The 12055-nt window shown below is 42.9% G+C and carries 8 protein-coding genes and 1 tRNA gene; 1 reads left to right on the top strand and 8 read right to left on the bottom strand.

The features are described from left to right. From LZZ98_RS04430 to lldP, 7 genes are all read right to left on the bottom strand, one after another. Positions 1–227: transposase family protein (locus LZZ98_RS04430; protein WP_237786806.1), on the bottom strand; the 227-nt coding region annotated here is incomplete at its 3' end. Positions 228–451: 224 nt separating this feature from the next. Then, positions 452–541 (bottom strand) — tRNA-Ser (locus LZZ98_RS04425). Between the two features lie 97 nt (positions 542–638). After that, positions 639–2672, bottom strand: a complete 2034-nt coding sequence (locus tag LZZ98_RS04420) for an NADPH-dependent 2,4-dienoyl-CoA reductase (RefSeq protein ID WP_237786805.1) — start codon at positions 2670–2672, stop codon at positions 639–641. A 172-nt stretch (positions 2673–2844) separates the two neighbouring features. Next, on the bottom strand, positions 2845–4542 hold the full coding sequence (gene dld / locus LZZ98_RS04415) for a D-lactate dehydrogenase (protein WP_237786804.1): 1698 nt from the start codon (positions 4540–4542) through the stop codon (positions 2845–2847). Between the two features lie 387 nt (positions 4543–4929). Beyond that, entirely contained in the window at positions 4930–6084 is a 1155-nt protein-coding gene (gene lldD / locus LZZ98_RS04410) for an FMN-dependent L-lactate dehydrogenase LldD (protein ID WP_237786803.1), read from the bottom strand. 2 nt (positions 6085–6086) lie between these two features. After that, entirely contained in the window at positions 6087–6830 is a 744-nt protein-coding gene (gene lldR, locus LZZ98_RS04405; RefSeq protein WP_237786820.1) for a transcriptional regulator LldR, read from the bottom strand. Positions 6831–6862: 32 nt separating this feature from the next. Beyond that, positions 6863–8545 (bottom strand): L-lactate permease, encoded by a 1683-nt coding sequence (lldP, locus tag LZZ98_RS04400; protein ID WP_237786802.1) that lies wholly within the window; start codon positions 8543–8545, stop codon positions 6863–6865. Positions 8546–9274: 729 nt separating this feature from the next. On the opposite strand from lldP, the gene argG reads away from it, so the two are divergent. Continuing rightward, positions 9275–10618: an argininosuccinate synthase gene (gene argG, locus LZZ98_RS04395; RefSeq protein ID WP_237786801.1), complete on the top strand. Its 1344-nt coding sequence runs from the start codon at positions 9275–9277 to the stop codon at positions 10616–10618. Between the two features lie 54 nt (positions 10619–10672). On the opposite strand, the gene LZZ98_RS04390 is transcribed toward argG, so the two are convergent. Beyond that, positions 10673–11950, bottom strand: a complete 1278-nt coding sequence (locus LZZ98_RS04390; protein ID WP_237786800.1) for a GGDEF domain-containing protein — start codon at positions 11948–11950, stop codon at positions 10673–10675. Positions 11951–12055 lie beyond the last annotated feature (105 nt).

Raw genomic sequence — 12055 nt, 5'->3', positions numbered from 1 at the left:
GGCTCTGAAACCCCATAACTCGTAGCAATGTGAAATAAGGTTCGGTATTCCCGCCAATAGCTCAGACAGAGCAGAACCTGATCCTCCACACTTAACTTGGGTGGTCTGCCTTTAGCTGGAACATGCTTCTGCAATTGCTCAACCATTAAATAAAAGGTTGACCATGAGATGCCCGTATATCGCTTAAACTGTTTTTCAGAAAGCTTCTTTGAATCAATGTATTTCATCCGCAGATTATGCACGAATGCTAAGAAAATTAGAGTACAAATATCAATCAAAAAGGTGCTCGTTTTTTGATTTATGAAAGAGATCTATTTACCTATTATCCAAACCTGTCTGAATTATTCTTATTTTGATTATTCCAATCCAAAATTTTATGTGGGTTATAATGTGGGACAAAAGCACAGGTAAGAAAAAAGCCCTTGCAAATACAAGGGCTTAATTCGAAATTTGGCGGAAGCGGTGAGATTCGAACTCACGGAGGACTCGCACCCTCGTCGGTTTTCAAGACCGGTGCATTAAACCGCTCTGCCACGCTTCCATGTGCGCCATAATACGGATGTTTTTAAAAGCTGACAAGTAAAAATTACAACTAAACCATTCAAATGAATATTGTTTCACCAAATCAACTTAAAACATCATAATTTGGCTGCCAATTCAGCACCCTCGCGGATTGCACGCTTGGCATCAAGCTCTGCTGCCAGTTTGGCACCGCCAATAATATGGTAATTCGCCAAGGTATGTTCACCGTCATTCGGCATAATATCCTTCACTGACTCTTGTCCTGCACACACCACCACGGTATCAACACGTAACAGTTGGTCATAACCATTGGTTTCTATCCATAAGCCTTCATTGCTAATAGACTTATATTGCACGCCGCGTAACATCTTCACTGCATGTTTTTTCAATTGAGCACGATGCACCCAACCTGTGGTTTTGCCTAACCCAATCCCCAGCGGTGTGGTTTTACGTTGCAATAAATAGATCTCACGGACAGGATGAGCCACTTCAGCAGCTTGCATTCCTCCTTCAGAAATATAATTTGGATTTGGGTCAATGCCCCACTCCCGCTGCCAGTCCGCCAATGGTTGCGGCTGTGGCTGATGTTCAGGTTTTAATAAAAATTCCGATACATCAAAACCAATCCCCCCCGCACCAATCACTGCAACACGATCCCCCACTGGAGCACCGCGAAGTACTTCTGCATAAGACAATACTTGTGGTGCATCACTGCCTTCAATTTTTAATGCACGCGGAACAACTCCAGTCGCAACCACGACCTCATCAAAACCTTCACGTTCCAGTTGTTCACGGTTCACTCTGGTATTTAACCGAAGCTCCAATCCAGTTTTTTCAATTTGAACTTTAAAATAACGAATGGTTTCGTGGAATTCTTCTTTGCCCGGAACCACTTTGGCCAGATTAAATTGCCCGCCCACTTCTTTAGAGGCTTCAAATAAAGTGACTTTATGGCCGCGACTTGCCGCAACTGTTGCAGCAGACATGCCTGCTACGCCACCACCAACAACAGCAATTTTTTTCGGTGTTTTGGTTTTTAAATAGACCAGTTCTGTTTCATAGGCAGCCCGCGGGTTCACCAAACAGGTTGCTCGTTTATTTTTAAAGGTGTGATCCAAACAAGCCTGGTTACAGGCAATACAGGTATTAATTTCATCAACACGATTGGTTGCGGTCTTGCTGACCCAGAATGCATCTGCCAACAATGGTCGGGCCATTTGCACCATATCGGCTTTTCCAGCAGCCAAAATGGCTTCGGCTGTTTCAGGCATGTTAATGCGGTTAGATGCAATCACAGGAATGGCGACATGCTTTTTCACTTCGGCCGTGTAATCAGCAAATGCTGCACGCGGTACCGAAGTCACAATGGTCGGAATACGTGCTTCATGCCAACCTATACCGGTATTCAGCAAGGTTACACCTGCTTGTTCCAGCGCTTGGGCAACCGTAATCACTTCCTGCATGGTATTGCCATCATGCACCAAATCTAGTAGCGACAAACGGAAGCAGATAATGAAGTTTTCGCCAATTTTTTTCCGAATAGCTTTTACAATTTCCACTGCAAAACGCATCCGGCTTTGAATGTCTCCACCCCAGCGATCAGCACGTTGATTGACATGACGGCTTAAAAACTGATTCAGCAAATAACCTTCAGAGCCCATGATTTCCACACCATCATAGCCGGCTTTTTTGGCAATACTAGCGGTATGTGCATAATCATTGATGGTTTCGAGAATCTGTTTTTCACTCATCTGACGCGGTTTAAACGGTGAAATTGGTGACTTGATTGGGCTGGCAGAAACCACAAAAGGCTGATAACCATAACGACCAGAATGCAAAATCTGCATTAAAATTTTTGCACCATGCTTATGTACAGCATGCGTCACCAAACGATGCGGTGCAACATCCGCCAAATGATTCATGGTGCCGCCTGCAGGAAGCAGCCAACCCTGACGGTTCGGCGAAATCCCTCCGGTAATAATCAGGCCTACGCCACCTTTTGCACGTTCACCAAAATATGCGGCTAATTTAGGATAATTATAAAAACGGTCTTCCAGACCGGTATGCATGGAACCCATCACGACACGGTTTTTAATGGTCGTAAAGCCTAAATGTAGCGGTTTTAAAATATTTGCATAGCTAGTTGTCATAATGGGTCCTTAATATATTGGCTCTGCAACTTGTTGCATATTACTTTACCTATTTTTATCATTTTGTTTATGACTTGTTTTAAACATTGTCTGACGAAACAGTCAATTCAGCATAAAAAAAGGTGCAGTTTTAAAACCACACCTCGTATAAGTTCCGGAAAATAAATCTATATTAATCCCAGTATTTTAATTTGGAAGTCTGACCAATCCCCACATTAAAGCTATTGGTCGGATCTAATTTTTGATAATGCTTTTTAAGCGCAGGCTTGGCCACATATAAATGTCCAACATTATGCTCAGCCGGATATTCAGCTCCACGCGCATCCAGCAAATGCCACATTTGATGCTCCATCGCCAAAGGATCAACGCCTTTTTTCACAATATAGTCCTGATGGAACACATGACATAAAAAATGACCGTAATACAATTTATGAATAATCAAGTCATCCATTTCCTGAGGCAAGGTTTCGACCCATTCACGGTCATTACGGCGTAAGGCAATATCCAACGCGACAATATCTTCTACTTCACTCCGATGGGTATCACGATAACGAATTGCCGCTCCCGCAACCGCAAAGCGGTGCAGAAAGGCTTTACGCCCTTCTTCCTCGCTGCATAGAAAATAATTTCCAGTGGTATTGGCTGAAAAATATTGCTGCAAAAATTGCTGCACCTGTTCTACGTCCTGATTCTCGATACGCAGCACCAGATGATGCTCATACAAATCCCGGAATTCATTCATGCGTTTCGGTAAATGCGACGGTAAAAATTTGCTCAGCATTTGCAGGACTTTGTCAGACAGTCCTTTCATGCCGACTTTTTCCAGGTAGCTATCCACCTTATCTTTCATGGCAAAAGCCGCCGGTACTTTGGCTGTTCCAAATTTCTCGATAAACATGAAGGTATCTTTGCCATATTCAGCGCCAATATCGTAAGCTACCCGGTGAATATATTCGCCTGCAATCGGCAAGCGCGGTAAATCAGTGAGTAGAAAACGGCGGATTGCGGTTAAATCTTGCTGGGTATTGGTGCCGACATAAAACACCTGACTGGGAATTTTTTCAAAGGTATCCAAACGTACCGCAAACACACAGACTTTTCCCGCCGAACCGGATGCTTCATACAAACGCGATGGATCGGCATTAAAACGTGCCGGAGTATTCTCATCGACTTGAGTCACATCATGCGCATAATGCTGATCCGAAGCACAGCAACTTGGATTATTTTCAATATCCGCTGTCTGGTAGTTTTGGCTTTCCAGTTTTGTCAGAATCTCTTCAGGCGTTGCACCTAAATTCACTCCCAAATGATTCACCAGCTCTAATTTGCCAGCACTATTCACTCGTGCATACAGGGCAAGTTCGGTATAGGCAGGCCCACGTCGAACCAGCGCACCACCCGAGTTATTGCACACACCACCCAAAACCGATGCACCAATACAGGAAGAACCAATCACAGAATGCGGCTCACGGTTAAATTGGGCAAGTTCCTTTTCAAGTTTGTCTAGCGTTGCTCCAGGTAAGCAAATTACCTGTTTACCGCTATTGATGACTTGAATACCGGCTAAACGACGGGTACTCATTAAAATGACAGGACGGTCATAATCATCACCAAAGGGGGTGGAACCACCAGTAAGTCCGGTATTGGCCGCCTGCATGATAATTATGCAGTCTGCATCCACCGCAGCCTGCAAGACTTGCCACTGTTCCAGCAATGAACCCGGGACGACCACGGCCAGGACTTGACCGGAACCGTAACGGCGTCCCTGACGGTATAAACGTGTGTCATTGTCATCTATTAATACATGTTGCTTGCCGACAATGTTGATGAGCTTTTGAATGGTTTGCTGTGGATTTGTTGCAGTCAGCACTTAACACCTCTGCTAGTTTGATTTTTCATGTCCATAAATTTAAATAGTTAAAAGTATGAATATCCTGATTTTTAAACTTTGATTATTCACAGCATTGACTATCGCATCTGGCGGCATGGATGCCGCCGTTGGGCAGAGAAACAAGGAAGTTCCTTCTGCTCAACGAAGGATTTTTGTTACTTTTGATCCATCAAAAGTAAGATAAAGCCTACACAAATAAATCTAAACCCATTCTCCGCAAAAGCTGGCCGTGAAAATACTTAATATGAAGTTTTACAATCATGTTTAACGCATGATAAATGTTAATAAATTCATTATTTAATCTCCCCTAACCCCTCTTTAATAAAGAGGGGAACTTTTTCTTGTCAAAAAAGAGTTCGGGTAGAATCACTCCGCCAACTCTCTATCTAACTTCACCAAACAATCCGAAGTAATATCGGCAATGGTTTTGGCACCGGTCAGCGTCATTGCTACGCGCATTTCCTTATCAATCAATTCGAGCAGATTGGAAACACCCTCACCACCGGCAGCGCCCAGTGCATAAACAAAGGCACGACCCAACATACAGGTATCTGCACCTAAGGCCAGCATACGCACTACATCCAGACCATTACGGATACCCGAATCGGCTAGAATTTTGATATCACCTTTAACCGCATCGGCAATTGGCGGCAAAGCACGTGCGGAAGATAAAACACCATCCAGCTGACGGCCACCGTGATTCGACACCACAATACCATCTGCACCGAAACGTACTGCATCCTTGGCATCTTCAGGGTCCAAAATACCTTTGATCACCATTGGACCATCCCAGAACTCACGAATCCATTCCAGATCTTTCCAGGAAATCGAGGGATCAAAGTTAGAACCTAACCAGCCAATATAATCTTCAAGACCCGTGGGTTTACCCAAGTATTTAGAAATATTGCCTAGGTCATGTGGACGGCCCATCATGCCGACATTCCAGGCCCAATGCGGATGGAAACAGGATTGCATATAACGGCGCATTGCTGCATTGGGTCCACTCATACCTGAGTGGGCATCACGGTAACGTGCACCTGGAACAGGCATATCTACTGTAAATACTAAGGTTGAGCAACCTGCCGCTTTGGCACGTTCCAGGGCATTTTTCATAAAGCCACGGTCACGCAGCACATACAACTGAAACCACATTGGACGCTGAATCGCTGGCGCAACTTCTTCAATCGGACAGACTGAAACAGTAGACAGGGTAAAAGGAATACCCTTTTTATCTGCCGCCACTGCCGCCTGAACTTCCCCACGACGTGCATACATACCGGTTAAACCGACTGGCGACAATGCCACTGGCATCGACAGGGTTTCATTAAACAGTTTGGTTTCCAGACTTAACTGCGACATGTCATTCAGTACACGTTGTCTCAACGCAATTTTTGATAAATCTTCCACATTACGCTTCAGTGTATATTCCGCGTATGCGCCACCATCAATATAGTGAAAAAGAAAAGGGGGCAACCGGCGTTTCGCAGCTTCACGATAATCATTCGCAGAAGAAATAATCATGCTTATATCCTGTTTAATCTACTGGCACGCTGGCGACGAGCTTCTTCTTCATCAATCAAGCGTACCTGTTGTACTACAAACCCAATGTGTCCACAGACTGCACTGCGTGCAGCATCAGGATCACGGCGTTCAATTGCATCCATCACTTGAAAGTGCTGATCGTGCAATTGATCAAAACGGTGCGATTCGCTATAGACTTTACGCCGGCCCAAAACCACGTTGTATTTCAACAGGTCAAACAGGCCGCGCATCATCTGTATTAGCACTAAATTATGTGAGGCTTCAGCAATGGCTAAATGGAACTCGGCATCCGCTTTAGAAGCCTGATCATCATCCCCAATAGATTGATAATGGGCAATCCGATCATAGCAGCGGCGAATATTTTCCAGGTCTGCTGTTGTTGCACGCTGAGCGGCATACCAGGCAGTACCACCCTCTAAAACGCTGCGGGCTTCCTGCACATCAAATCGGTAAGCCGGATCCTGATCGATCAAATTGCTTAAAGGTTCTACAATTTGATGATTGGTCCAGGCACCCGGTAGCAACTGCAAAAAGGTTCCCGAGCCTGCCTTGCTGAGCAACATGCCTGTACTGACCAAATGCTGAATGGCTTCACGCAGCGATGAACGCGACACCCCGAGCTGTTCACATAATTTACGTTCTGCAGGCAAACGGTCTCCAACCTGCATATTGCTCTGTTCAATCAACATACGGAGCTGCTGTACGGCTTGGTCGGAAACTTTCATCTGCATTTCTCTACTCTTGCATCAATTCCAATTTATGGAATCATCCATGGGAACACATAGGCTTGTAAGGTAATGATAATACCAATCATCACGGTAAAGGAGATACTGTGTTTCACGGTAAAGCGGAACAAATCAGATTCTTTACCTACCAGACCTACAGCCGCACAGGCAATTGCAATCGATTGAGGTGAAATCATTTTTCCGGTTACACCGCCACTAGTATTGGCTGCAACCAGCAATACTTCTGGCACCCCAATCTGTTGTGCAGTAGTGGCTTGAAGTGCCGAGAAAAGCGCATTAGCAGACGTGTCTGAACCAGTCAGGAACACGCCAATCCAGCCCAGGAATGGAGAGAAGAAAGTAAATGCCTGGCCTGTATGCGCCAGCGCTAAAGCTAGGGTGGCCGACATGCCTGAATAGTTCGCAATAAAGGCAAAGGCCAGTACCATACCAATGGAATAAATAGGTACTTTTAACTCATTGATGGTTTCGCCAAAAGTGATCACTGCTACTTTTGGCTTCATTTTCAGGAAAATAATGGTAATGATGGCGGCAATCAAAATGGCTGTGCCTGTGGCAGAAATCCAGTCAAATTTATAAATCGCATCGTAGTCCTTAATTTCAGGAACCACCGGCGGCATCTTCTGGATCAGCTGATGCAAATACGGTACTTTGATGGAAATGACCAGATCATGCAGTGCACCATCTTTGGCAAATAAATCCTTAAAGGGTTTGATACTCCACAGCGTCACCATAGCCGTTAGAATTGCAAATGGCGACCATGCCTTGGCAATTTGGGCAATGCTATATTTTTGCTGTTTTTGAGCGGCAAGCTGTTGAGCATCTGCTTCATCAACATTTGCGTCTTGGTCTGCAAAACGGAAAATATGTTTTGGCTGCCAGAATTTCAGAAGAATGGTTAATGAAACCAGTGATGCAATTGAGGCAGTAATATCAGGAAGTTCAGGGCCTACAAAGTTAGATGTCAGATATTGCGCAATAGCAAATGATCCACCACCCACAATCACTGCGGGCCATGTTTCTTTTACTCCACGCCAGCCATCCATAATCGCCATAATCCAAAATAGAACAATTGGCACCATAAACGGCAACTGACGTCCTACCATCTGGCTAATTTCATGGGTATCTACACCTGAAACCTGCCCTGCCACGATAATTGGAATACCCATCGCGCCGAAGGCAACGGGTGCAGTATTTACAATCAGGCACAAGCCCGCTGCATATAAGGGTTTAAACCCTAAACCCACCAATAAAGCAGCCGTGATTGCAACCGGAGCGCCAAAACCGGCTGCACCTTCAAGGAAGGTACCAAAGGCAAAACCCACAAAGAGCATTTGTAAACGCTGATCTTCGGTAATCGACAGAATGGACGAACGAATAATATCGAACTGCCCGGTTTTAACCGAAATTTTATACAGAAATACCGCGCCGATGATGATCCAGGCAATCGGCCACAAACCATAGAAAAAACCGTAAATCATCGATGCAAAAGCCATCACGACCGGCATCTGATAGGAAAATAATGAAACCAGCAGCGCAAGGATCACGGTAATGGTTCCCGCTACGCTGCCTTTCATGCGGAATACCGCAAGCGCTAAAAAGAAGAAAATGATGGGAATCAGGGCGATCAAACTGGAGAGCCAGATATTGCCCATAGGATCATAAATCTGTTGCCATTGTTGAAGCATTGTCATCTCCTTGAAATGCTTTCCAGAACACAAAATGGTCTGATCACCTACCAATTAACACCTTAATTGGTATGACCAATAATCATTTAATAAAAAAAATATGTCTCTTAATGTTAAATATCTTACTTTTTGCCGAATTAAAGATCAATTAATAATTTATTATTTATAATTGGTCATACCAATATTACACATGAAATATTTAAAATTTGCACAGACCACACTGATTAAAATTCACTCAGGTATTTTTAATTATTTAATTTTTATTATTTTTTTAGAAAAATAATAAATCCGGGACAATCATGTAATACTTTAGTCGATAATATGGATTATTTGAACAATGCTTGCTCAAAGCAAAACACTATTTATAACAAGCATAGATACTGATCATTAGTATCCTGGATAATTAGATACACATAACAAGTGCAACAGAAAGCCATTCTGAGAGGAAATATAATGCGCGGACTGTTGCAACCGATCAAACTTTCAATGGGCTGCTCACAATTGTTATCAACCTTCCTTTTAACTCCTGTTTATAAAGCCACAGCTCTGCTCTATTTCACGATTCAATCCAAATCTTTGCTTATAACCATATATTGAATCTATCAATTTCAAATTTTCAACGAGATTTTCTTTTGTAAAACCATTAGAAATAAAATAGTGCTACAATTGAAGAAATGTGTATTTTCTTGGGCCACCAAATTTCTCGGTGCCTATTTCATATCGTTAGGATTAACAATGTCTGATAATGCAACTATCTTGCAGAATGTCCCAGTAGGCAAAAAAGTTGGTATTGCCTTCTCTGGTGGTCTAGATACTTCAGCTGCTCTATTGTGGATGAAACAAAAAGGCGCAGAACCTTATGCTTATACAGCAAACCTGGGCCAGCCTGATGAAGACGACTATGATGCGATTCCGAAAAAAGCGGAAGCGTATGGCGCAGTAAAAGCTCGCTTGGTTGATTGCCGCTTACAACTTGCATTAGAAGGTATTGCTGCTATTCAATGTGGCGCTTTCCATATCAGCACTGGTGGTGTTCCTTACTTCAACACTACGCCATTGGGTCGTGCAGTAACCGGTACCATGCTTGTTACCGCAATGAAAGAAGATGACGTAAACATCTGGGGTGACGGTTCGACTTATAAAGGTAACGACATTGAACGTTTCTACCGTTATGGTCTTTTAACTAACCCAGCGCTTAAAATCTATAAACCTTGGTTAGACCAAACCTTTATTGATGAGCTTGGTGGTCGTGCGGAAATGTCACAATTCCTGATCGACAACGGCTTTGACTATAAAATGTCAAAAGAAAAAGCTTACTCAACTGACTCAAACATGCTGGGTGCGACTCACGAAGCGAAAGATCTTGAATACTTAAATGCCGGTATCAAAATCGTTGACCCAATCATGGGCGTGGCGTTCTGGAAAGAAGAAGTCGAAATCAAACCTGAAGAAGTATCAATTACTTTTGAAGAAGGCTTCCCTGTTGCGATTAACGGTCAACGCATTGAAGATCCGGTTGAGTTCATTCTTGAAGCCAACCGTATCGGTGGTCGTCACGGTCTAGGTATGTCTGACCAGATCGAAAACCGTATCATTGAAGCAAAATCTCGCGGTATCTATGAAGCTCCGGGTATGGCTCTCCTTCATATTGCTTACGAACGTCTTGTGACTGGTATTCATAACGAAGACACCATCGAACAATACCGTATCAACGGTTTACGTTTAGGTCGCTTGTTGTACCAAGGTCGTTGGTTCGATTCTCAAGCGCTGATGCTTCGTGAAACTGCACAGCGTTGGGTTGCTAAAGCAGTGACTGGTACTGTGACTTTAGAACTTCGTCGTGGTAACGATTACACGATTATGAACACTGAATCTCCTAACCTCACTTATGAAGCTGAGCGTTTAACCATGGAGAAAGGTGATTCAATGTTCTCTCCAATGGATCGTATTGGTCAATTGACTATGCGTAACTTGGATATTACAGATACACGTGCGAAATTAGGTATCTATACAGGTGCAGGCTTACTTTCTGTAGGTACAGGTTCAGCTGTTCCTCAATTAAAAGACAAAAACAAATAAGTTTGTTTTAGGTCAAAAAACCGCTCTTTCGAGCGGTTTTTTTATCTGTCCTGTTTATGATTTTATAAATTCAGTTGCAGCGATATTGGAACGGAGAGATTGATAATAAATCTGGTTACGGCCTAAATTCTTGGCACGATATAAAGCCTGATCAGCAATTTTTAATAACTCTTCTTTGCTTAGCTCAGCTTCGCCATAATAAACAGTAATTCCTAAACTGATGGTAATAAAATCGGAGATTGAAGATTTCTCGTGAGGAATTTCTAGACGCTCGATGGCCTTATAGATATTTGACGCTACGGCATAGGCACCATGAGCATCTGTTTCAGGCAATAGTACCACAAACTCTTCCCCACCATATCGTGCAACAAAATCCATATGCCGAATGGCATTTTTAATCGATTTGGCGATAGAAGAAATCACATCATCGCCCTTTTGGTGCCCATAAAAATCATTGTAGTTTTTAAAAAAATCAATATCAATAAACAGAATCGCCAAAGTACTTCGCTCTTGACGGGTTTGCTGGTAAAACACTTCCATCATTTCATCGAAACTACGACGGTTTGAGATTTTGGTCAGGTCATCATGCTGACTTAAATGCAATAATTCCGAATTATGAATGCGATGCATTTTTTCACTGATTCTGGCACGCATGGAATACAAATAAATCATTCGTTCACGTGCAAAAATCATGTGGCAAATCACATAACTCAGTATACAAATACCAAAGAGAATACGCCCCAGTACCACGGCATCAAATTCAACATCCAAAGCAACAAATAGCAGGATGGTCGCTGATGCTGCAGATAATCCAGTCATGAGTATCTGGATTGGCTTCACGCCGGTAATAAGAGGAGCAATAATATAAATAATACAAATTATGGCCATGGCCTGATGCTGCATGGCAATGGTTTTTACAGTAATAGTCGTCCAAGCTATGGATATAATGGCCCAGAACATAAGCGCCATGGAAGCTTGAGCAAAATATGCACGTAATTTAGGAAAATATGAAAAGCAAAATAAGAAGAGTAAACAAAGACCGCCATTGACCAGGCCAACCACGCATTGCACAAAATCATGAGCAAAATATTGCTGATCTATAATCCAGTAATCACTCGGAATCATGACCAGCATAAACATAAAATAGGATAAAATGCCGCCCCATAGATATTTTTCTACATGCTTACGGGCACGTTCCAGGTTTTTAGAGCAAAATTCCTGTTCCATTTTTTTGGGAAAAACCTGACCTACACGACGACTTTGCCGCGTAATCAGCTCTTCTATTTTTTCTTTATCGTATTGTAATTTCGCTAAAATATACTTGGATTCCATTTCCTAGCATTACTTACTTCTTTTAGTTACTAAAAATAACATATATTTCATGTTTGTAATTATACATATCTAACCATTTGTCTGTAATTCTCGTTACCATTTTCA

Origin of the sequence: Acinetobacter sp. SM34, from assembly GCF_022012365.1 — a bacterium.
Lineage (GTDB): Bacteria > Pseudomonadota > Gammaproteobacteria > Pseudomonadales > Moraxellaceae > Acinetobacter.
This window is presented reverse-complemented; position numbering and strand designations above follow the sequence as displayed.